The sequence below is a fragment of the Streptomyces sp. NPDC054813 genome (assembly GCF_053611365.1).
The window spans coordinates 52678-75469 of sequence record NZ_JBSHAF010000014.1 but is presented as its reverse complement, the minus strand read 5'-3'; the positions used below and the strand labels follow the sequence as shown (position 1 = coordinate 75469).

The window sequence follows — 22792 nt, the reverse complement described above, 5'->3', positions numbered from 1 at the left end:
CTCAGATCCGGGCGAAGGCCTGCTCGATGATGTCGAGGCCCTCGTTCAGCAGGTCCTCGCCGATGACCAGCGGCGGCAGGAAGCGCAGCACGTTGCCGTAGGTGCCACAGGTCAGGACCAGCAGGCCCTCCTGGTGGCAGGCCTTGGCGAGGGCGGCGGTCGCCTCCGGGTTCGGCTCCTTGGTCGTACGGTCCTTGACCAGCTCGATGGCGATCATCGCGCCGCGGCCCCGCACGTCGCCGATGACGTCGAACTTCTCGGCCATGGCGGACAGCCGCGGCTTCATGATCGCCTCGATGGCCTTCGCCTTGGCGTTGAGGTCCAGTTCCTTCATGGTCTCGATGGCACCGAGCGCACCGGCACAGGCGACCGGGTTGCCGCCGTAGGTGCCGCCGAGGCCGCCGGAGTGCGCCGCGTCCATGATCTCGGCGCGGCCCGTGACGGCGGCCAGCGGCAGACCGCCGGCGATGCCCTTGGCGGTGGTGATCAGGTCCGGGACGATCCCCTCGTCCTCGCACGCGAACCACTGGCCCGTACGGCAGAACCCGGACTGGATCTCGTCGGCGACGAACACGATCCCGTTGTCCTTGGCGAACTGGCTGATCGCCGGCAGGAAGCCCTTGGCGGGCTCGATGAAGCCGCCCTCGCCGAGCACCGGCTCGATGATGATCGCGGCCACGTTGTCCGCGCCGATCTGCTTGTTGATCATGTCGATGGCCTGGGCGGAGGCCTCGGCACCGGCGTTCTGGGGGCCGGTGAGCCAGCGGTAGCCGTACGCGACTGGCACCCGGTAGACCTCGGGCGCGAACGGCCCGAAGCCGTGCTTGTACGGCATGTTCTTCGCGGTCAGTGCCATGGTGAGGTTGGTCCGGCCGTGGTACCCGTGGTCGAACACCACGACGGCCTGCCGCTTGGTGTAGGCGCGGGCGATCTTCACGGCGTTCTCGACGGCCTCGGCGCCGGAGTTGAACAGCGCGGACTTCTTGGCGTGGTCGCCGGGCGTCAGCTCGGCCAGCGCCTCGGCGACCGCCACATAGCCCTCGTACGGGGTGACCATGAAACAGGTGTGGGTGAAGTCGGCCAGCTGGGCGGCGGCCCGGCGTACGACGGCCTCGGCGGAGGCGCCCACGCTGGTGACCGCGATACCGGAACCGAAGTCGATCAGACGGTTGCCGTCGACGTCCTCGATGATGCCGCCGCCGGCGCGGGCGGTGAACACCGGCAGCACGGAACCGACGCCCTGCGCGACCGCGGCGGTACGGCGGGCCTGCAGCTCCTGCGACTTGGGGCCGGGGATGGCGGTGACGACGCGGCGCTCCTGCGGAAGTGCGGTCATGGGGGCTCCCTGATCAATCGTGCGTTCCGGGGCGCTGTGCGTGTCCGGCGGCCCCGGGGCGGCTCCGGCGGTGCGTATCCGGACGCTCTCCTTCTTTCTTCGCAGGCTAGGGCCGGGTATGAGAGGTGGGCATGCTCCATGTGGGTGTTGTCGGAAGGCGGCGTTGTCCGTGGTGGACATAGGGCGCCGGACGATGCCGGGATCCGGCTGACTGTTCCTCGGCCGTGTAAGCGGTGAACTCCCCTTCGGAGGGCGTTAGATTGACTCGCTGACGATGGACGGAACGGCTGGTCGGGGGGAAAGGGCGATGGACAGCGACGGGACGCGGGACACGCGGGGCACGCACGCGAATCCTGTGCCGCGTCCGGCGGGGCCGCAGGACGCGGGCAGGACGCCGGCCGAGGCCGCTGCCGTGCCGCCGCGGCCGAGCCTGCCTCCGGGGACGCCGAACCTGCCGCCCGGGGCGCCTCCGATGCCCGACGGCTCGGCCTTCGTGAGCTGGCTGCGGGCGCCGCGGCCGGAGGCCGCGCCCGGGGTGTGGCGGTTCCGGTACACCCCCAGGCCCGAGGAGGAGCCCGAGCGGATCCCGGCCCGGCAACTGCTGAGCGGCGCGCTGATCGCGTTCCTGGTCGGCTGGCTGTTCTGGTCGCTGCTGTGGAACGGCTATCTGGGCGGCTGGTGGGTGGTGCCCCTGGAGCTGTTCACCCCGGACTCCTGGCGGCACAGCGACGACCGCGTCGGCAACGCCGTCCTCTGGTACGGCTACTACACGCTCATCGCCCTGGCGATCATGCTCGCCGTCGGCCGCCTCGGCCGCTGGGGCGAGGTCTGGCGCCGCTACGGCCCGCGAGCCTGGACCCCGGCCGCCGCCACCCCCGCCGCCGAACGGCCCCCCGCCCCCGAGCAGGACCCCGCCCAGTGGCCCCACCTCCGTGCCGCCGGGGCGTACGATGCCGCTGACCGGCTGGCCGCCGACGCGCGGGCCGGGCTGATGGGGGACGTGGACCAGGCCCGGATCGCCCGCGCCTGGCAGGGCGTGCGCAGCGGCCGGCACAGCATGGCCTCCTTCTCCGCCGCCGTGGTCAAGGACGGCGCCGCCGCCTGCCTGCACCCCTCAGGGGAACGCGACCTGCCCGCCCGGCACGCCCGGCACGACCTGGTGACCGGCCAGGTGCGGCTCGGCACGACCGCCGACGACCCCCGCAACGCCTACCGCTACCGCGGCACCGGTCTCGCCCTCGGCCCCGAGCTGCTCGGCACCTCCCTGCTCGCCGTCGGCCCGGCCGGCTCCGGCAAGACCGGCGCGCTCGTACGCCCGCTCGCCGAGTCCCTCTGCCTGCACGCACTCGCCGGCCGCGCCTCCGTGGTCGTCGTCGGCGCGGCCGGCGCCGGACTCGGCCCCGCCGACTCCTACGACGTCGTCGTCCGCATCGCGCACCCCGAGTCCGTCTACGACCTCGACCTGTACGGCGGCACCACCGACCCCGACGAGGCCGCCGCCATAATCGCCGAGGCCCTCGTCGGCGACCTCGCCGACCCGCACCCCGGCAGCGACAGCCGCCGCTCCACCACCGTCCTCGCCCAGCTGCTCGGCCCGTTCAAGGCCGTCCACGGCCGCTTCCCCTCCGTACCCGAACTCCGCCAGCTCCTGGATGGCGCCCCCGGCCCGGTGGCCGCGCTCCGCAAGGCGCTGACGGCCACCGGACACGCGTCGCTGCTGCGCGAACTCGACGCCCGGGAACGGCAGATGGGCCATCCCGGAGACGTGGGCTCGGTCCTGGCCGACCGCATCGCCCTGCTCGACCGCCCGGCCTTCGCCGGGTTCTTCGACACCTCCGGCCAGTCCCGCCCCTTCTCCCTCAAGGCCCTCGACCACCCGGTCCGGGTCCGTATCGACCTGCCGGAGCGCGGCCACGCGGACGCCTCCCGCATCCTGGCCCGGCTGGTGCTCGCCCAGTTCACGGCGAGCGTGACGGTACGGGACGACCGTTCGCTCTTCGCCTGCCTGCTCCTGGACGACGCGACGGGCGTGGTGACGCCGGAGGCGGTACGCGCCGTCCAGCGGCTGCGGTCCGCCAACGCGGGCGTGGCCCTGACCCTGCGCACCCTGGACGACGTACCCCGCCCCCTGCGCGGGCCGCTGCTGGGCGCCGCCGGCTGCCGCATGGCCTTCGCCGGGCTGACCCCCTGGGACGGTCAGGACTTCGCCGAGGTCTGGGGCAAGGAGTGGACCGAGGCCCGGGACGTCACCGACCGCCAGATCATCGCGGAGACCCCGGCGGGCAAGGCGCTGCACGTCGTACGGCAGGTCATCACCGGCAAGGCGCCCACGGCCCGCGCGGTCACCGTCCGCCAGGTGGAGCGCGAGCGCTGGTCGGCCTCCGAGCTGGCCCACGGTGTGCCGGCGGGCCATGCGGTCCTCTCCCTGACGACCGTCAAGGGCGAGCACGCGCCGCCGCTGCTGGTGGACCTCAGGGGCGGCGCCGGCCGGGCTTGAACAGGGAGGCACACGCGACCGTACAGTGAGGCAGAATCGACAGAGGTCGTTCATACGAGACGGCCAAAGGCCCACTGCCCCCTGTGCACGTCTTCACCTGTTCCCGACCGAAGAGAAGATCTGACGGCCGATGCCACCGACGCTCGCCTCGCTCGTCCACCATTCCGCGCTCAAACTGACCGTGCGCGCGGGCGAGGACCGCCTCGACGTGCCCGTGCGCTGGGCCCATGTCAGCGAACTCGCCGACCCGGTGCCGTACATGGAGGGCGGGGAACTGCTCCTGATCACCGCGCTGAAGCTGGACGCGGATGATCCGCAGGCGATGCGCCGGTATGTGAAACGCCTGGTGGAAGCAGGTGTGGTGGGTCTCGGCTTCGCCGTCGGGGTCAACTACGACGAGATCCCCAAGGCTCTGGTCGACGCGGCCGAGGAGGAGGACCTGCCGCTCCTCGAGGTCCCGCGCCGCACCCCCTTCCTCGCCATCAGCAAGGCCGTCTCCGCGGCGATCGCGGCCGACCAGTACCGGGCGGTGACGGCGGGCTTCGCCGCCCAGCGCGAACTGACCAGGCAGGCCCTCAACGCCGGGCCGGAAGGCCTGCTCGCCGCACTCGCCGCGCAGGTCAACGGGTGGGCGGCGCTGTACGACGCCTCGGGCGCGGTCGTCGCCACGGCACCGGAGTGGGCGGGGCGCCGGGCGGCCCGGCTGACGGCCGAGGTGGAACGGCTGCGGGAGCGCCCGGCGCCGGCCTCCTCGGTGGTGGGCGGCCCGGACAACGAGGACCGGGTGGAGCTGCACTCGCTGGGCACCGGCCGCAGGTCCCGGGCGGCGCTGGCGGTCGGCACCGCGGCCGCCCTCGGCACCGCCGAGCGGTATGCCGTCCACTCGGCCATCGCCCTGCTCACACTGACGACGGAACGCTCGCGGTCGCTGCACGCGGCCGAGCAGCGGGTGGGCGCGGCGGTGCTGCGCATGCTGCTCGCCGGGCAGCCGGACCACGCCCGGGGGGTCGCCGGGGACCTGTACGGCGGACTTCTCGACGCACCCTTCCGGATGATCGTCGCCGATGCGGGCGCCGAACTGCTCGCCGGTCTCGCGGAGGCGGTCGAGTCGGCCGCGGCGCGCGCGGGGGAGGCGGTGCTGGTGGTGCCGGAGGGGGAGCGGCTGGTGGTGCTGGCCGCGGACGGGGGCGCGGCGGTGGGCGCGTGCGTCGACCACGCGGCGGCGCGCGAGGTCGCGCGGGCCGTCCCGGAGAAGGACGCCACCGAGGAGGACGACCTGGTCGTGGGCATGTCCGCCCCGTCCGGCCCGATCGGCGCGGCGGCCGCCTACAAACAGGCCGAACAGGCACTGTCGGTGGCCCGGCGGCGCGGCCGGGTGCTGGTCGAGCACGAGCAGCTGGCCGCCGGTTCGGTGCTCCCGCTGCTGGCCGACGACGCGGTGAAGGCGTTCGCGGACGGCCTGCTGCGGGCGCTGTACGAGCATGACGCCACGGGCCGCGGCGACCTGGTGGCCTCTCTGCGGGCCTGGCTGTCCCGGCACGGCCAGTGGGACGCGGCCGCCGCCGACCTGGGCGTCCACCGGCATACGCTGAGGTACCGGATGCGCAGGGTCGAGGAGATCCTGGGCCGTTCCCTGGACGACCCCGACGCCAGGATGGAGCTGTGGCTGGCCCTGAAGGCGACCTCGGCGGACTGACCGCCGCCGGAGAACCCGGAGGACCCCGGAGAACTCGGAGAACGAGGCCGACGCGCCCCTGCCAAAGAGGCGCACCCCCGCTCGCCACCACTACACCCCGGACAAGCGCCGCTTCTGCCTCCCGCGCCTACGGTGGACCTCGGAAGCCAAGAAATCCCCACACGCGGAAGGGCCGGGACTCTCATGACCGCCACCCACGCCTTCTGGCTCGCCGGCCGTCAGGTCACCGGCGAGGACACCTTCGACGTCACCAGCCCCTGGGACGGGCGCCCTGTCGGCAAGGTCAGCGTGCCGACCGACGCGCAGGTCGAGGAAGCCGTCGCCGCCGCGTACGCCGTACGGGACGAGTTCGCCGCCACCCCGGCGCACATACGCGCCGCCGCCCTCGACCACGTCAGCCGGCGCCTCGCCGAGCGCACCGAGGAGATAGCCCAGCTGATCTCCGCCGAGAACGGCAAGCCGATCAAGTGGGCGCGCGGCGAGGTCGGCCGTGCCGTCTCCGTGTTCCGGTTCGCCGCCGAGGAGGCCCGCCGCTTCAACAGCGGCGAGGCCCAGCGGCTCGACACCGACCCCGGCGGCCAGGGCCGGCTCGCGCTGACCCGCCGCTTCCCCAAGGGCGTCGTCCTCGGCATCGCACCCTTCAACTTCCCGCTCAACCTCTGCGCCCACAAGATCGCCCCGGCCATCGCCGCAGGCGCGCCGATCATCCTCAAGCCGGCGCCCGCCACCCCGCTGTCCGGCCTGATCATCGGCGATCTGCTCGCCGAGACCGAGGGCCTCCCGGCCGGCTCCTGGTCGATCCTCCCGGTCGCCAACGACAAGATGGCCGCCCTCGTCCAGGACGAGCGCCTCCCGGTCATCTCGTTCACCGGTTCCGAGAAGGTCGGCTACTCGATCATGGACTCGGTGCCCCGCAAGCACTGCACCCTGGAGCTGGGCGGCAACGGCGCGGCCGTCGTCCTCGGCGACTACGCGAGCGACGCCGACCTCGACTGGGCCGCCACCCGCATCGCCACCTTCTCCAACTACCAGGGCGGCCAGTCCTGCATCTCCGTGCAGCGGGTCATCGCCGACGCGTCGGTGTACGACCGGCTGCTCCCGCGCATCGTCGCCGCCGTCGAGGCCCAGGTCACCGGTGACCCGGCCGACGCCAAGACGGACGTCGGCCCGCTGGTCAGCGAGGCCGCCGCGGAGCGCGTCGAGGCCTGGGTGAAGGAGGCCGTGGAGGCCGGCGCCACCCTGGTCACCGGCGGCGACCGCGACGGCGCCAGCTTCGCGCCGACCGTCCTCACCGAGGTCCCGGCCGACACCACGATCTCCTGCGAGGAGGTCTTCGGACCCGTCCTCACCGTGCAGAAGGTGTACGGCGAGGCCGAGGCCTTCGCCGCCGCCAACGACTCCAAGTACGGCCTCCAGGCGGGCGTCTTCACCCACGACCTGCAGACCGCCTTCCGCGCCCACCGCGCTCTTGAGGTCGGCGGTGTCGTCGTCGGTGACGTCCCCTCCTACCGCGCCGACCAGATGCCGTACGGCGGCGCCAAGCAGTCCGGCGTCGGCCGCGAGGGCGTCAAGTTCGCGATGGACGACTACACCTACGAGCGGGTCCTGGTCCTCACCGGCCTCGCCCTCTGACCTGCCAGGGACAGCTCACCACGGCCGGAGCCCGCTGTGCGGGGGCTCCGGCCGTGGTGTTGCGCATGGGGTGTGACCTGGGCAGGACATCCGCGCGGGTGAGCACGCCTGGCCGGTGGTGTGTGCCACGAGCGGCCGGGGTACTCGGGTGCACCCACCGTGCGGGGCGCCCCGCAGGAACCCAGGCCGTCACGGCTCGACGGGTGCGGGGCACCACCGGCGTCCCACACCCCTCCTGCGAGGCCTCCCATGAGCCGCCTCTTCTCGCCGCTCACCCTCCGCGGCACGACCTTCCCGAACCGGGCCTGGGTGGCCCCCATGTGCCAGTACAGCTCGGTCGACGGCTACCCGCAGGACTGGCATCTGGTCCATCTCGGCTCCCTGGCACGCGGCGGGTCCGGCCTGGTCATGCAGGAGGCCACGGCGGTGGAACCCGAGGGCGGGATCACCCCTTCCGACGCCGGCATCTGGGATGACGGGCAGGCCGCCGCGTACCAGCGGATTACGGACTTCGTCCACGGGCAGGGAGCCATTGCCGGCATCCAGATCTCCCATGCCGGCCGCAAGGCGTCGACGGCACCGCCCTGGGAGGGGGACGTGTACGTCGAACCGGAGGCCGGAGGATGGCAGACGGTCGCACCGTCACCGCTGCCATTCGGCGACTGGCCGGCCCCGCGGGAACTCGGCGCGGACGACATCCGCGCTCTGGTCCGGGCCTTCGGCGAGGCCGCCGCGCGGGCGCTGTCCGCCGGCTTCGAGGTCCTGGAGATCCACGCCGCGCACGGCTATCTGCTGCACCAGTTCCTGTCACCGCTGTCCAACCACCGCGGCGACGAGTACGGAGGCGATCTCGACGGGCGCAGCCGTTTCCTGGTCCAGGTCACCGACGCCGTACGGGCGCAGTGGCCGGAGGACCGCCCGCTGTTCGTACGCTTCTCGGCCACGGACTGGGCCGACGGCGGCTGGACCCCGGAGGAGACGGTCGAGCTGTCGCGGCACCTGGTGGCCCACGGCGTCGATCTGGTGGACATCACCAGCGGCGGCCTCGTCCACAACGCCCGTACCGAAGTGGAACCCGGCTACCAGGTGCCCTTCGCCCGAACCGTCCGCGAGGGCGCGGCCCTGCCCGTCTCCGCGGTCGGCCTGATCACCGCACCGGAGCAGGCCGACCAGATCCTCGTGGACCGCTCGGCCGACGCGATCATGCTCGCGCGCGAACTGCTGCGCAACCCGACCTGGCCGCTCCGCGCGGCCCACGTGCTCGGTGACGACGTCCCGTGGCCGAAGCAGTACCAGCGTGGCCGCCCACGTCATCGCTGAGGCCGTCGTCGCCCGAACACCCGGGAATTCGGCACAAGACAATGAGGTTTCCTCCGATATGAGCGATCAATGCACCAATGCCGCTTTTCTCGTGCCCCAGGGCGAGTCGATGCGGGCGCTGCTCGCGGCCGACCGTGTCGCCACGCTGCAGCAGATATCCGCCCTTGGCCGTGAGTTCGAAGGGATCGTCGAGGCGAACGCACTGGTGGCCATTGACGACGAGCACGACCCGGAGGGGGCGAGCACGGCCTTCGAGCGGGCGCACGTCACCGCTCTGCTGTCCCAGTCGCGCGAGCATCTGAACGATCTCGATCGCGCCCTGGAACGGTTGGAGAGAGGCGACTACGGGCGCTGCGAGCAATGCGGTGAGCCGATCCCGACGGAGCGCCTCGAAGTTCGCCCGGCGGCGAAAACCTGCGTGCGCTGCGCGTCCGTAGCTCGTTGAAGGGTGCACAGTAGTTGAGGGCGCGACATGTCGTCCTGCCCCGACTCGGCGTGCGGGTAGATGCCGAGTTCCTCCGCCGGCGGCCGTTCACCATCTGACCTTCACCCGGCTCGATCAGGAGAAGACACGGCCTGGCTCATCGGATACCGACGACACCCTATGGAGGGCTCACTGTGCGGGGGCTCCGGGCGTCGGTGTGCTTCGGGCCCGCCGATGGGCTCCGCCGACGGATGATCCCGGCCGGGGACCGGGGCAGGGCCGCCACCCTCTTGCCAATGGGAACCATTTTCAAGTAAGTTCGTCCATGACGCTCATCGTCGTCCCCTCGAAGGGGCCCGGTACCGATGCCTTCCGGCGCCGGGCCCCTTCTCGGTGCCGGCCGCTCCGGACCCTCAACCGGAGAAGCCGACGTGCGCGAGCCGCAGCGGGCCGCGCAGTCTGAGGTGGACGTCGTGCACACCCTCGGCGACGATGCCGGCGGTGAGCGAGGTGTACGCGTACGGACCCGGCGTCGGCTCGGCGAGCGTCAGCACCGCCGACGACGGACCCCCGTCCAGGGAGAGTTCCAGCGAGCCGGCGCCCGACACCCGCACGGTCACCTCGGTCACCCCCCGGCCGAAGTCGCAGTCCCGGTAGACGAGTTCACCGAGCCCGTCGTCCTCCGGCGTGACCGCGTCGCCCGCCGTCTTCGTACGGTCCACGATCGTGATCCCCGAATGCTCGTCGAAATCGGCGGCATCCAGGCCGCGTTCGGAGGTGACATCGCGCGGTGCCGCCTGCTCGCCGTCCAGGACCACCGTCGTACGCAGCCGGATGTCCTCGCTGGACGCGCCGACCAGGACGTCGTACGGCCCCTGCTCCAGGCGCCGTCGGTCCCGCGCCACGTCCCAGAACGCGAAGGCGGAGAGCGGGACTTCGAAGGCCAGCCCGGTCCGCTCGCCGGGGGCGAGGGTGATCCTGCGGTGGGCCAGCAGTTCGCGGCGCGGGCGCACCGACGACGGCTCGACCGCCCGTGAGTAGAGCTGGGCCACCTCGTCCGCCGTCACGGCACCGGTGTTGGTGACCGTGAACGACACGTGGAGCGTCCCCGCCGCCGCCTCGGTGACCAGGTCGGCGTAGGAGAAGGACGCGTACGACAGGCCGTGGCCGAACGGGAAGAGCGGGGTGCCCTCGAAGTAGAGGTACGTCTGCCGGGCGCCCAGCACGTCGTAGTCGAGCAGGTCGGGGAGGTCCGCGTCGGCGGCGTACCAGGTCTGCGGAAGACGGCCCGCGGGGGAGACGTCACCGGCCAGGACGCGGGCGAGCGCGGTGCCGGCCGCCTGGCCGCCGTGCGCCGTCCACAGGACGGCGGGGAGGCGGGCCACGTCCACCGCGTAGGGGTAGGCCGAGGTCAGGGCCAGGACCGTCCGCGGGTTCGCGGACCGGGCCGCGCGCAGCAGGCGCTCCTGGTGCGGGGGCAGGGCCAAAGTCGTACGGTCCTCGGTCTCGCGGCCGTTGATGTGCGGGTCGTTGCCCGCGACGACCAGGACCACGTCGGCCGCCGCGGCCACCCTGGCGACGGCCTCCGTACCCCGCTCGACGATGATCAACTCGAAGATCGACGCGTTCTCGGCGGCAACCCGCACGCCGTCGGCGGCGACAGAGACGTGGCGACCCGTGCCGAGATGCCGGAGGAGGTGACCGTTCTCGTGGGGTTCCAGGCGGAATGTCTCCTGGACGACCCAGCCGCCGGGCTGGTCGGCGGAGGCGCGGACCCGGCCGTCGTCGGCGACCGAGAGATACCGGCCGTCGGGGGCGCGGAGCGTCAGCACGCCCTCGCCCCAGTCGACGAGGGCGAGTTCGGTGCCCGTGGCGTCGGTGGTCAGCGGGGGCAGGTCGGTACGGCCCGCCAGCAGCGCCGGGTCCAGGGCGCCCGCCGCGCCGCGTGCCTCGTCGGCGGCCTCGGGGGCGGGCGGCACGTGCAGGAAGGTGCCGTCCGCGAGCCTCAGCCGGACCCGGTCCACGCCCTCCGCGAACTCCACCCGCTCCGCGCCGAACCGTTCGTACAGGCCCTCCAGCGGGGTGGAGCGGTGCAGCAGCGTGCCGCTGTACCAGTCGAGCTTGCACTCGTCGGCGAGCAGGCCGACCACCGCGATCCGGGTGTCGGGCGCGAGCGGCAGCAGGTCGTCGTCGTTCTTGAGGAGGACCACCGCCTGTTCCGCAGCCTCCTGGGCCAGGGCGCGGTGGGCCGGGGTGTCGAAGTCGGACGTGTGCGCGTACGGGTCGTCGTGCGGGTCGAACTCGCCGAGGCGGAAGCGGACCGAGAGCTGGCGGCGCACGGCCGTGTCGATGTCGGCCTCGGTCAACAGGCCCTGTGCCAACGCCCCGTTGATCCGCGCGACGATCTGCGAACCGTCCGTGCCGTGGTCGGTGAAGCTGTCGACACCGGCGAGGAGGGCGGCCGCCGTGGCTTCCTCGTGGGTGTCGAAGTAGTGCTCGTGGTCGACCAGGTTGCTGGGCGCCCCGGCGTCCGAGCAGACCAGCAGATCCTCCTCCGTCCAGGTCCGCAACTGCTCGCGCAGATACGGGGACACGTGGTTGGGGCGGCCGTTGACCAGGTTGTACGCGGGCATCACCCCGGCCACCGCGCCCGCCCGCACGGTCTCCTCGAAGGCGCGCAGGTCGTACTCGTGCAGCACCCGCGGGCGGACCGAGGAGGAGGAAGTGGCCCGGTCCGTCTCGTTGTTGTGGGCGAGCCAGTGCTTGAGCACCGGCGCGGTGCGCCAGTACACCGGGTGGTCGCCGCGCAGGCCACGGGTGTAGGCGGTGGCGATGGCGGAGGTGAGCTTCGGGTCCTCGGAGTAGCCCTCCTCGTTGCGGCCCCAGAGCGGGTGGCGCAGCAGATTCACCGTCGGTGCCCAGACGTTGAGGCCCACGCGGTCGTCGCGGGCGCGCATCGCCCGGACCTCCTTGGACACGGCCTCGCCGACCCGTCGTACGAGATCGGTGTTCCAGGTCGCGCCGAGGCCGACCGCCTGCGGGAACACCGTCGCCGGCCCCATCCAGGCGACCCCGTGCAGGGCCTCCTGGCCGGTGCGGAAGGCGGCGATGTCCAGGCGTTCCACGGCGGGCGCGAACTGGTGCAGGAAGGAGACCTTCTCGTCCAGGGTGAGCCGCGCCAGCAGGTCGTCGATGCGCTTCGCGAACGGCAGGTGCTGATCGCGGAAAGGCGGCGTGGGCGGCGTTTGAGCGGTCACGTGCGGTTCCCCTTGCGATGGAGCGACGAGGAGCTTTCGAAGCGCTTCGATGCTCATTCGACGCACCGTCGGGTGTCAAGAGACGCTCACCGAAATTTCAAGCGGCACATACGCAGAGGTCATCCCCACCACCTCGGAGGAATCTTGGAAGCGACCCTTGTGCACCCCCGGGTGTTCACTTAACCTCGCAGCAACATCGAAGCGCTTCGACTAGCCGATTCGCCGGTCCGCCCCAGGGACGCACGACGGTGGTCGACCGTGGTCGGGGGATCGCTTCAGCTCAGCCAGTTCCACTCGAGACACCGCAGCCGACGGCCACCGCCGGGTGTCCTGGTGCGCCATGAAGGGTTGACGCAATGACGCCGAACGCCGCTTCCGCCCCCTCCGGGCCGAGCCGGAGAAGTTTCCTCGCCTCCACGGCCGTCGCCACCGCAGCGGTGGCGGGCGGGATGCCGCTGCTCGCCGCCTGCGGAGCGTCGGACAGCGGGTCGGGAGGTGGCTCCTCCTCGGGCAAGGACGCGAAGAAGCTGCTGCCGTCCTACCTCGCCAACAACGTGGTGACCCCGGACATCCCGGCGAAGAACGGCTCGGCGATCGGCTTCACCGGAAAGCTCGACCTGGCGACCCTGAAGACCTCGGTGCCCAAGAAGCTCGGCAAGGGGGGCAAGGTCACCATCATGTCCCCGTTCTGGGGCTCCCCGCCGAAGGACGACAACGCCTACTACCAGGCGATGAACGACCTGATCGGCGTCGACGTCCGGTGGCAGAACCAGGACGGCAACACCTACGACCAGAAGCTCGGCGCCGTGCTCGCCTCCAGCGACGTACCGGACGTCGTGGTCGTTCCGAGCTGGAACATGGGCGGCAAGATACCCACCGCCATCATCAGCAAGTTCGCCGACCTCGGCCCGTACCTGTCGGGCGACAAGGTCAAGGACTACCCGAACCTCGCGGCCATCCCCACCGACGCCTGGCAGCGCTGCATCATCGGCGGCAAGCTGCGCGGCCTGCCGCAGCCCTCGCCGTACGTCACCGGCATCGTGCCCCTCTATCGCAAGGACATCTTCGACAAGGAGGGGTACGCGATTCCGCGCTCCGCGGACGAGTTCCTGTCCTTGGCGAAGGAGATCACCAACGCCAAGGCCAAGCGCTGGGCCTGTATGGACATGAAGTGGACGGCCTTCCAGTCCTTCGGCGTGCTCTCCGGCAGCGAGAAGCCGCTCGGCTGGAACCTCGTCGACGGCAAGCTCGTCAACCGCATCGAGACCGACGAGTACCTCGAAGCGCTGGAATGGACCCGCAAGCTCTTCGCCGCCGGGGTCGTGCACCCCGACTCCCTGTTGGGCAAGAACGCCCCCGACCCCGGCCCCAAGTTCGCGGCCGGCGAGTTCCTGGTCTACCCCAACAACATCACCCAGTGGTGGAGCCGTACCGCCGAACAGGCCACCCAGAACCCCGACTACAAGATCTGGGGCATGGACGTCTTCGGCCACGACGGCGGCAACCCGCAGCTGTGGGCCGAGCAGCCCGCCGGCATCTTCGCCTTCATCAACAAGAAGGCCTCGGAGTCCGTGATCCGCGACGTGCTGGCCGTCGCCAACGTCACCGCCGCGCCGTACGGCACCAAGGAGTACATGCTCACCAACTACGGCCCCGAGGGCACCGACTACACCGTCAAGGACGGCGTGCCCACCAAGACCACCCAGGGCAACAACGAGGTGCTGAACGCCTACGTCATGGTCGCGAGCCCCGCCGCCACCATCGCCCACCCCGACTTCCCCGACGTCGCCAAGGCGCAGGTCGAGTGGCAGCAGCGGATGGGCGCCTTCACCAAGAAGTCCAGCTTCTACGGCCAGATGATCACCGAGCCGTCCCGCTACACCAGCCTCGGTAACGACTTCGAGCAGCTGGAAGACGACATCACCCGCGGCCGCAAGAAGATCAGCGACATGCAGCAGGCCGTCTCGGACTGGAAGAGCAAGGGCGGCGACAAGCTGCGCGACTGGTACCAGAAGCTGCTCGACGACAACGGTTCTTCGGCGAGCTGACCAGGCACTGAGGCAAGGAGAACGGCCGTGTCCCACAGCACGGTGCCTCGCAGCAGGGCCGAGGCAGACGACGACAGGGCGGGGAGGACTCCGGTGGCGTCCGACGGCACCACCGGAACCGGGAAGAAGAGGAAGACCGGGAAGCTGAGCCTGCGCCTCAGATTCAGACGCGACCGCGCGCTGATCCTGATGACGCTGCCGGCGGTCCTGCTGATCCTGGTCTTCAACTACCTGCCGATCCTCGGCAACATCGTCGCCTTCCAGGACTACGACCCGTACGTCAGCGACAACGGCATCGTCTCCATGCTGCACAGTCCCTGGGTGGGCTTCGAGAACTTCCAGCGGATCTTCGCCGACTCGGCGTTCTGGGACGCGGTGAAGAACACGCTCGTGCTGTTCTTCCTGCAACTCGTGCTGTTCTTCCCGATCCCGATCGGGCTCGCCCTGCTCATCAACAGCGTGGTCCGGCCCCGGGTACGGGCTTTCTCCCAGGCGGTCCTGTACCTCCCGCACTTCTTCTCCTGGGTGCTGGTCATCTCCGTCTTCCAGCAGATCTTCGGTGGCGCGGGCGTGCTGTCGCAGCTGCTGAGGCAGCACGGCTATGACGGCCTCGACATCATGACCGACCCGTCGACCTTCAAGTTCCTGGTCACGGCGGAGGGCGTCTGGAAGGACGCGGGCTGGGGGATCATCGTCTTCCTGGCCGCGCTCGCCTCGGTGAGCCCCGACCTCTACGAGGCGGCGGCGATGGACGGGGCGGGCCGCTGGCGCCGCATCTGGCATGTCACGCTTCCCGCCCTGCGGCCGGTGATCGCCCTGCTGCTGGTGCTGCGCGTGGGCGACGCCCTGACGGTCGGCTTCGAACAGATCCTCCTCCAACGCGACGCGGTGGGCCCAGGAGCCGCCGAGGTCCTCGACACCTTCGTCTGGTGGAACGGCGTCCGCAACCAGGACTTCGGCTACGCGGCCGCCGCCGGTCTGATCAAGGGCGTGGTCAGCCTCGGCCTGGTCCTCGCCGCGAACAAAGTGGCCCATCTCATGGGCGAGCAGGGGGTGTACAAGAAGTGACCGCCGTCATCGACAAGCCACCCGTACGGGAACCCTCCCGGTGGGCCGCGCCACCCCGTCCGGCATGGGAGGAGGAGCCCGGCCGGGCGGGCGCCGCCGGCAAGGGGCTCGTGCTCGCCCTCGCCTGCCTGGGCATCCTCTTCCCCCTGTGGATCATCATCGTGACCAGCCTCTCCTCGCGGAAGACGATCGACGAGGCCGGCGGACTGGTGATGGTGCCCAAGGGCATCACCTTCATCGCCTACAAAGAGCTGCTGAGCGGCGGCCAGGTCACCCGGGCCACCATCATCAGCGTCCTGATCACCGTCGTCGGCACGCTGTTCTCGATGGCCGTGTCGGTGCTGTGCGCGTACGGCCTCTCGCGCATCGGCTCCCTGGGCCACCGCTGGTTCCTGATGCTGCTGCTCGCCACGATGTTCTTCAGCGCGGGCCTGATCCCGACCTACCTCCTGGTCCAGTCCCTCGGCCTCACCGACAGCTATCTCGCCCTGATCCTGCCGAGCGCGGTGAGCGTCTTCAACATCCTCGTCCTGCGCGGGTTCTTCATGGGCATCTCGCAGGAGCTGATCGACAGCGCGCACATCGACGGCGCCGGCGAGTTCCGGATCCTGTGGCAGATCGTCATGCCGCTGTCGCGTGCGGTGCTCGCCGTGATCACCCTCTTCTACGCGGTCGGGTACTGGAGCGCGTGGTTCAACGCGTCCCTGTACCTCAACGACCAGGAGAAGATGCCGCTGCAGAACGTCATGATCCAGCTGGTGCAGAAGCAGGAGGCCCCGGTGGGGCTGGGGCAGGCGATCAAGACGGGTCAGCTGTCGGGGCTCGCGGTGCAGATGGCGGTGATGGTGTTGGCGCTCCTGCCGGTGGCGGTGCTTTCGCCTTTCGTCCAGAAGCACTTCAAGAAGGGGATGCTGACGGGGGCGGTGAAGGGGTAGCCGACGGCGCCCTCTGGAGGGGGTGGCGGGGGAGCGTCGGCGACTGCGGTGATTCGTGGCTGGTCGCGCAGTTCCCCGCGCCCCTGACAGGGCGCTCCCCAGCCGTGCTCATACAGCCGGCTCTTCGCAGGGGGCACCCTGCAAGCGCCGGTGAGCGAGACCCCCCGCCCCCACCCGGGACCACCCACCCGACCCACACCCACGAAGGTTCCCCATGCCCAGCCTGAGCCGCAGAACCGTCCTGGCCGGCACCGCCACTGCTGCCGCGCTCTCCGCCCTCGCCGCCAACGCCCATGCGACCGCACCCCGGCCGCAGGCGTACCGCTGGCGCAACGCAGTGATCGGCGGCACCGGATTCGTCACCGGCGTCCTCTTCCACCCGACCACCCCCGGCCTCGCCTACGCCCGCACCGACATCGGTGGCGCCTACCGCTGGGACACCCGCACCGCCCGCTGGACCCCCCTCACCGACCACCTCGGCTGGGACGACTGGAACCTCCTCGGTGTCGAGGCCCTGGCGGTCGACCCCGCCCACCCCGACCGGCTCTACCTCGCCCTCGGTACCTACGCCCAGTCCTGGGCCGGCAACGGTGCGATCCTCCGCTCCGACGACCGCGGCGCCACCTGGACCCGTACCGACCTCGACGTCAGGCTCGGCGCCAACGAGGACGGCCGGGGCATGGGCGAGCGCCTCCTCGTCGACCCGCGGGACAGCGACACCCTCTGGCTGGGGACGAGGCACGACGGACTGCTCAAGTCGACCGACCGCGGCGCCACCTGGGCGGCTGCCACCGGCTTCCCCGCCGCCCCCTCCGTCTCCGGCCAGGGTGTCAGCCTTCTCGTCGCCGTCGGCCGTGCCGTCTACGCAGGCTGGGCGGACGGGGACGGCGGCGCGACCGCCGTCACCCTGTACCGCACCACCGACGGGACCACCTGGGAGGCCGTCCCCGGGCAGCCCGCCGGCGCCTCCGCCAAGATCCCGGTCCGCGCCGCGTACGGCCGGCACACGCGCGAGCTGTACGTGACCTACGCCGATGCCCCCGGTCCCAACGGTCAGGCCGACGGCAGTGTGCACAAGCTGTCGACCGTCACCGGCCGCTGGACCGAGGTCACCCCCGTCCACCCCGGCGGCAGCGACACCTTCGGCTACGGCGGGGTCGCCGTCGACGCCCGTCGGCCCGGTACCGTCGTCGTCTCGACGAACAACCGGTGGGCGGCCGTGGACACCCTCTACCGGACCACCGACGGCGGCCGTACCTGGACGTCCCTGAAGGACACCGCCGTCTTCGACGTGTCGGAGACGCCCTTCCTCAAGTGGGGCGGTGACCAGCCCAAGTTCGGGTGGTGGATCCAGGCCGTGGCCGTGGATCCGTACGACTCGTCGCACCTTGTCTACGGCACCGGCGCGACCCTCTACGGCACCCGCGACCTCGTCCACTGGTCCCCGTGGATCCGCGGCCTGGAGGAGACGTCCGTACTGCAGCTGGTGTCGCCTCCGGTCGGGGAGGCGCACCTGCTGAGCGGCTCGGGGGACATCGGCGTCCTGTACCACGAGCGGCTCACCGCGTCTCCGTCCCGCGGTATGGCGACGAACCCCGTGTTCGGATCGGCGACGGGACTCGCGCAGGCCGCGGGCAGGCCGGCGTACGTGGTCCGCACCGGCTGGGGCGACAACGGCAACGGCGCCTTCTCGAACGACGGGGGCCGGACCTGGGCGCCCTTCGCTGCCCAGCCCTCCCTCGCCCACGACGCACCGGGGCCGATCGCCGCCAACGCCGACGGCAGCGCGCTGCTGTGGTCCTTCGTGCACTGGGACGGGACGAAGTACCCCGCCCACCGCTCGGACGACGACGGCGCCACCTGGACCGAGATCCCCTCCTTCCCGAAGGGCGCCACGCCGGTCGCCGACCCGGCCGACCCGACGCTCTTCTACGCATACGACACCGACACGGGAACGCTACAAGCCAGCACTGACAGTGGCCGCACGTTCACGGTGCGTGCGACCGGACTGCCCGCCGGGGACAGCCAGTTCCAGCTGGTCGCGGCCCCGGGCAGATCCGGTGACCTGTGGCTGAGCGTGAAGTGGAACGGGTTGTACCGGTCCGTCGACGGGGGTGCGAGCTTCGTCAAGGTCGCCGGCTGCCGGGCCGCCTACACCCTCGGCTTCGGCAGGGCCGCCGACGGCGCCGGCTACCCGGCGATCTATCTCGTCGGCTCCACGGAGTCCATCACCGCCGTCCACCGCTCCGACGACGAGGCCGGGTCCTGGGTCCGTATCAACGACGACCGGCACCAGTGGGGGTGGACCGGGCAGGCGATCACCGGTGACCCGCGCGTGTACGGCCGGGTCTACCTCGCCACCAACGGGCGTGGCATCCAGTACGGGGAGCCGCTTCGATGACCGTCGAACGACAGCGACCGGGCCTCTCCGACGTCACCCGCGGCCGCATCCTCTTCGGCGGCGACTACAACCCCGAGCAGTGGCCCGAGGAGACCTGGCCCGAGGACGTCCGGCTGATGAAGGCGGCCGGCGTCAACTCCGTGACCATGGGCGTCTTCTCCTGGGCGAAGCTCGAACCCCGGCCGGGGGAGCGGGATTTCGGCTGGCTGGACCGGCTCATGGACCTGATGCACGACAACGGCGTCGGAGTCGTCCTCGCCACCCCGACCTCCGCGCCGCCGCCGTGGCTGGGCCGGCTGCACCCGGACACCCTGCCCCGGGACGCCGACGGCCGCACCGAGTGGTGGGGCGGCCGCCAGCACTTCTCGCACTCCAGCGCCACCTACCGCCGCTACGCAGCCGCCATCACCGAGGACCTCGCCGCCCGCTACGGCGGCCACCCCGCCCTCACCCTGTGGCACATCAACAACGAGTACTGCACCTTCGACTACGGCGACGAGGCGGCCGCCGCCTTCCGCCGCTGGCTGCGCGAGCGCTACGGCACCCTCGACGCCTTCAACTCCGCCTGGGGAACGGCCTTCTGGAGCCAGGGATACGACACCTGGGACGGCATCCTGCCGCCACGCCACGCCCACTACATGAAGAACCCCACCCAGGTGCTGGACTTCCGCCGGTTCACCTCCGACATGCTCCTGGAGTGTTACGCGGCCGAACGGGACATCGTCGCCCGGCACACCCCGCACATCCCGGTGACCACCAACTTCATGCCGCTGTGGATCGGCCAGGACGCCTGGCGCTGGGCGGCGGAGGAGGACGTCGTCTCCGTCGACCTCTATCCCGACCCGCGCAACCCGCTGGGCGCGCAGCACGGCGCCCTCGTCCACGACCTCACCCGCTCCCAGGCGCGCGGCCCCTGGATGCTGATGGAGCAGGCCGCCGGGCCGGTCAACTGGCGCGGGGTGAACCACCCCAAACCCCGTGGCCTCAACCGACAGTGGTCGCTCCAGGCCGTCGCCCGCGGCGCGGACGCCGTCTGCTACTTCCAGTGGCGGCAGTCCCGGCAGGGCGCGGAGAAGTTCCACTCGGGGATGGTCAGCCACGCGGGGGAGGAGGGGCGTACCTACCAGGAGGTCAAGCAGCTCGGCGCCGAACTCGCCGCCATCGGCGACGAGGTGACCGGCAGTCACCTCACCGCGGACATCGCCGTCCTCCACGACTGGCACTCCTGGTGGGCCGGCGCCCACGAAGGCCGGCTCTCCAGCGAGGTCGACCTCCCCGACCTACTGCACGCCTGGCACCGCGCCCTCTGGGAGGCGAACCTCGCCACCGACTTCGCCCACCCCGAACACGACCTGTCCCCCTACCGGGCGGTGGTGGTGCCCCAGCTCTATCTCCTCACCGACACCGCCGTCCGCAACCTCCTCGCCTACGTCCGCGACGGTGGCACCCTGGTCAGCGGTTTCCTGACCGGCGTCGCCGACGAGGACGACCGGATCCGCCCCGGCGGCATGGACGCCCGGCTGCGCGAGCTGTTCGGCATCCGCACACTGCACGAGTGGTGGCCGCTGGACGCGGGGGAGAGCGTCGCGTGCGAGGGCTTCCGTGGCACCCTCTGGTCGGAGGAGATCGAGGCCGCTCCCGGGGTCTCCGAGACCGTGCCGTACCGGGGCGGGGAGCTCGACGGCCGGCCGGCCGTGCTGCGCAACGGGCGCGCCTGGTACGTCTCCACGCTCCCCGAACCGGAAGCGCTGCGTGAGCTGGTCGGCAGGATCGCCGCGGGGGCGGGGATCCGTCCGGTGCTCGACGGGCTGCCGGCGGGGGTCGAGGCGGTGCGCAGGGGTGAGCTGCTGTTCCTGTTCAACCACGGGCGCGAGGCCGTGCGGGTCCGGGTGCCGGGCACGCACCGCGACCTGCTGACCGGTTCCGCGATCAGCGGCGAGGTGACCCTCGATCGATACGGAGTGGCGGTGCTCAAGCCATGACCCCGACCGGACCCGTCCACGGCACCTGGGAGCCCGCCCCGGCCGCCCGCTGGGAGGACGCCTTCCTGAGTGGCAACGGCCACCACGGTGCCCTGGTGTTCGGTGATCCGAACGATGACCGTGTCATCGTCACCCAGCACACCCTCGTCCGCCCGAACGGCGGCGAACACGCCCGTCCGCCCCACCTGGCCGCAGAACTCGCCTCCGTGCAGGACCGGTTGCTCGCCGGCGACCTCAAGGCCGCCGAGAGCTTCACCGACGGCCGCCCGCTCCAGTGGGTCCAGCCGTTTCATCCGGCCTTCCAGATACGACTGCGGGGGCCGCGGAGCCAGGCAGGCGGTTACCGCCGGACCGTCGACTTCGGCACCGGCGAGGTCGCCGCCGCCACCGGCGAGTGGACCAGCCGCCTCTTCGTCTCCCGTGCCGACGACGTGATCGTGCAGCGGGTCACCACGCCCGCTCTCGATGTCGCCCTCGATCACCAGCTCCCGGGTGTCCCCTCCGGCCTGGGGATCGGCCACGGCGCGCTCCGCACCCCCGAGGGCGCCCTGCTCAGCCTCCGGGCCCGCTACCCCGACAGCGACCGCGCCTACACCGGTGTCACCCTCGTCGCCGTGACCGGCGGCGCGACCGGGCTCGTGCCGCCCGGCGTCCGCGTCACCGGCGCCGACTCCGTCCTCCTCCTCACCCGGGTCCGCCGCCACAGGGGCGAACTCGACGTGACCGCCGAGGCGCGCCGACTGCGCGAGATACTCGAGGACGCGCCGTCGTACGAGACGCTGCTCGCCCGGCACCTCGAACCGCACCGCACTGCCTACACCCGGGTCACCCTCGACCTGGCCGCCGATCCCGCCGAACGCGCACTGCCCGGCTCGGAGTTGCTCAAGCGCACCCGCAGCGCGGCCCTCCTGGAGCGGCTCTTCGCCGCCGGCCGCTACCACCTGCTCTCCTCCTCCGGCCTCAACCCGCCCCGCCTGACCGGACTGTGGACCGGCGAGTGGAACACCGCCTGGTCCGGAGCCTTCACCAACGACGCCAACCTCAACCTCCAGACGGCCTCCGCACCCGCCGCCGACCTCCCCGAAGTCACCGACGCGTTGGCCGCCCTGATCCAGCGTCAGCAAGACGACTGGCGGGAGAACGCCCGAACGGTCTTCGGCGCCCGGGGCATGGTCGCGCCCGCGCACACCGACGGTGAGTCCGGGCTCTCGTACCACTTCAGCCGTGAGTACCCCCTGCACCTGTGGACGGCCGGCGCCGACTGGCTGCTCAAGCCGCTCGTCGACCACGACGAGACGCGCGGTGTGCGCGATCCGCGTACGGCCGCGCTACTGGCCCAGGTCGCCGCGTTCTACGAGGACTTCCTCACCCGGACCGACGCCGAAGGCCAGCTGGTGGTCGTCCCGTCCTACTCGCCCGAGAACCGGCCGGCCAACGGCAGCTGGGGTGCGGTCGACGCGGCGATGGACCTCTCGGCCGCCCGGCACGCCCTGCGTACGGCCGCCGACTACCACCCGGGCCCGGACGCCGACCGCTGGCGCGCCCTCGCCGACCGGCTGCCCCCGCACCGGATCAACGCCGACGGCGCACTCGCCGAGTGGGCGCGCCCCGGCCTCGACGACACCTACGACCACCGCCACCTCAGCCACCTCTACGGCGTCTGGCCGCTCGACGAGATCACGCCCTACGACACCCCGGAACTGGCGGCCGCCGCCCACCGTGCGCTCGAACTGCGCGGAGCCGAGAACGACTCGGCGCACGGGCACCTCCACCACGCGCTCGTCGCCGCCCGGCTGCGGGACGGCGAACGGGTCGCCGCCGCCCTCGGCCGGGTTCTGGACGGCGACTTCTTCCACGCCTCCCTGATGAGCGCCCACTACCCGAACCGCGACGTCTACAACGCCGACGCCGCACACACCCTGCCCGCCGTCCTGATCGAGGCCCTCGTCCAGTCGACCCCCGACCGGCTGGTCCTGCTCCCCGCGCCCCCGACCGCCCTCGGCCGAGGGCGGCTGACCGGGATCCGCACCCGGTTCGGAGCCGAACTCGACCTCTCCTGGGCCCCCGCCGGTGCACGAGCCGTCCTGAAGCCGCACCGGACGCTCCGTGTCGACCTGTGGACTTCCTCCGGCACCCAGCCGCTCGACCTCGTCGCCGGAGAAGACCGCGTCCTCACCCTGGGGACGTGGTAGCCAC

Annotated in this window: 13 protein-coding genes; 11 read left to right on the top strand and 2 right to left on the bottom strand. The window is 71.6% G+C overall.

From position 1 onward, the window contains the following. Position 1: 1 nt before the first annotated feature. Positions 2–1336 carry a 4-aminobutyrate--2-oxoglutarate transaminase gene (gabT, locus tag ACWGJB_RS27370; protein ID WP_453382738.1) on the bottom strand — a complete coding sequence of 445 codons (1335 nt, stop codon included), beginning with the start codon at positions 1334–1336 and terminating at the stop codon, positions 2–4. Positions 1337–1643: 307 nt separating this feature from the next. Here gabT and ACWGJB_RS27365 point away from each other — a divergent pair, with 307 nt between their 5' ends. The 5 genes from ACWGJB_RS27365 to ACWGJB_RS27345 all read left to right on the top strand — a co-directional run bounded on the left by ACWGJB_RS27365 (position 1644) and on the right by ACWGJB_RS27345 (position 8926). Continuing rightward, positions 1644–3833, top strand: a complete 2190-nt coding sequence (locus tag ACWGJB_RS27365; protein ID WP_453382737.1) for an ATP-binding protein — start codon at positions 1644–1646, stop codon at positions 3831–3833. 130 nt (positions 3834–3963) lie between these two features. Next, entirely contained in the window at positions 3964–5529 is a 1566-nt protein-coding gene (locus tag ACWGJB_RS27360; protein WP_453382736.1) for a PucR family transcriptional regulator, read from the top strand. Between the two features lie 183 nt (positions 5530–5712). After that, positions 5713–7161 (top strand): aldehyde dehydrogenase family protein, encoded by a 1449-nt coding sequence (locus ACWGJB_RS27355; protein ID WP_453382735.1) that lies wholly within the window; start codon positions 5713–5715, stop codon positions 7159–7161. 249 nt (positions 7162–7410) lie between these two features. Further along, positions 7411–8481 carry an NADH:flavin oxidoreductase/NADH oxidase gene (locus tag ACWGJB_RS27350; protein ID WP_453382734.1) on the top strand — a complete coding sequence of 357 codons (1071 nt, stop codon included), beginning with the start codon at positions 7411–7413 and terminating at the stop codon, positions 8479–8481. A gap of 58 nt (positions 8482–8539) precedes the next feature. Then, the gene (locus ACWGJB_RS27345; protein ID WP_453382868.1) at positions 8540–8926 is read left to right on the top strand and encodes a TraR/DksA family transcriptional regulator; all 387 of its coding nucleotides are present in this window, start codon (positions 8540–8542) and stop codon (positions 8924–8926) included. 392 nt (positions 8927–9318) lie between these two features. Here the strand turns inward: ACWGJB_RS27345 and ACWGJB_RS27340 are convergent, their stop codons facing one another. Further along, positions 9319–12162: a glycoside hydrolase family 3 C-terminal domain-containing protein gene (locus tag ACWGJB_RS27340; protein ID WP_453382733.1), complete on the bottom strand. Its 2844-nt coding sequence runs from the start codon at positions 12160–12162 to the stop codon at positions 9319–9321. Between the two features lie 356 nt (positions 12163–12518). Here ACWGJB_RS27340 and ACWGJB_RS27335 point away from each other — a divergent pair, with 356 nt between their 5' ends. The 6 genes from ACWGJB_RS27335 (at position 12519) to ACWGJB_RS27310 (ending at position 22788) form a co-directional block, all read left to right on the top strand. Then, on the top strand, positions 12519–14210 hold the full coding sequence (locus ACWGJB_RS27335; protein ID WP_453382732.1) for an extracellular solute-binding protein: 1692 nt from the start codon (positions 12519–12521) through the stop codon (positions 14208–14210). Between the two features lie 27 nt (positions 14211–14237). Then, the gene (locus ACWGJB_RS27330; protein WP_453382731.1) at positions 14238–15278 is read left to right on the top strand and encodes an ABC transporter permease; all 1041 of its coding nucleotides are present in this window, start codon (positions 14238–14240) and stop codon (positions 15276–15278) included. Continuing rightward, positions 15275–16213, top strand: a complete 939-nt coding sequence (locus ACWGJB_RS27325; RefSeq protein WP_453382730.1) for a carbohydrate ABC transporter permease — start codon at positions 15275–15277, stop codon at positions 16211–16213. The genes ACWGJB_RS27330 and ACWGJB_RS27325 overlap by 4 nt, the downstream gene beginning before the upstream one ends. 214 nt (positions 16214–16427) lie before the next feature. Beyond that, positions 16428–18614: a 1,4-beta-glucanase gene (locus ACWGJB_RS27320; protein ID WP_453382729.1), complete on the top strand. Its 2187-nt coding sequence runs from the start codon at positions 16428–16430 to the stop codon at positions 18612–18614. Further along, on the top strand, positions 18611–20596 hold the full coding sequence (locus ACWGJB_RS27315; protein WP_453382728.1) for a beta-galactosidase: 1986 nt from the start codon (positions 18611–18613) through the stop codon (positions 20594–20596). Before ACWGJB_RS27320 ends, ACWGJB_RS27315 begins: the two co-directional genes overlap by 4 nt. Continuing rightward, positions 20593–22788, top strand: coding sequence for a glycosyl hydrolase family 95 catalytic domain-containing protein (locus ACWGJB_RS27310; RefSeq protein ID WP_453382727.1), 2196 nt, complete (start codon positions 20593–20595; stop codon positions 22786–22788). Before ACWGJB_RS27315 ends, ACWGJB_RS27310 begins: the two co-directional genes overlap by 4 nt. Positions 22789–22792 lie beyond the last annotated feature (4 nt).

What these genes read in the sequence shown, in the direction of transcription:
- gabT (WP_453382738.1), bottom strand. Translation starts at nt 1,336, where the DNA reads ATGACCGCACTTCCGCAGGAGCGCCGCGTCGTCACCGCCATCCCCGGC.
- ACWGJB_RS27365 (WP_453382737.1), top strand. Translation starts at nt 1,644, where the DNA reads ATGGACAGCGACGGGACGCGGGACACGCGGGGCACGCACGCGAATCCT.
- ACWGJB_RS27360 (WP_453382736.1), top strand. Translation starts at nt 3,964, where the DNA reads ATGCCACCGACGCTCGCCTCGCTCGTCCACCATTCCGCGCTCAAACTG.
- ACWGJB_RS27355 (WP_453382735.1), top strand. Translation starts at nt 5,713, where the DNA reads ATGACCGCCACCCACGCCTTCTGGCTCGCCGGCCGTCAGGTCACCGGC.
- ACWGJB_RS27350 (WP_453382734.1), top strand. Translation starts at nt 7,411, where the DNA reads ATGAGCCGCCTCTTCTCGCCGCTCACCCTCCGCGGCACGACCTTCCCG.
- ACWGJB_RS27345 (WP_453382868.1), top strand. Translation starts at nt 8,540, where the DNA reads ATGAGCGATCAATGCACCAATGCCGCTTTTCTCGTGCCCCAGGGCGAG.
- ACWGJB_RS27335 (WP_453382732.1), top strand. Translation starts at nt 12,519, where the DNA reads ATGACGCCGAACGCCGCTTCCGCCCCCTCCGGGCCGAGCCGGAGAAGT.
- ACWGJB_RS27320 (WP_453382729.1), top strand. Translation starts at nt 16,428, where the DNA reads ATGCCCAGCCTGAGCCGCAGAACCGTCCTGGCCGGCACCGCCACTGCT.
- ACWGJB_RS27315 (WP_453382728.1), top strand. Translation starts at nt 18,611, where the DNA reads ATGACCGTCGAACGACAGCGACCGGGCCTCTCCGACGTCACCCGCGGC.
- ACWGJB_RS27310 (WP_453382727.1), top strand. Translation starts at nt 20,593, where the DNA reads ATGACCCCGACCGGACCCGTCCACGGCACCTGGGAGCCCGCCCCGGCC.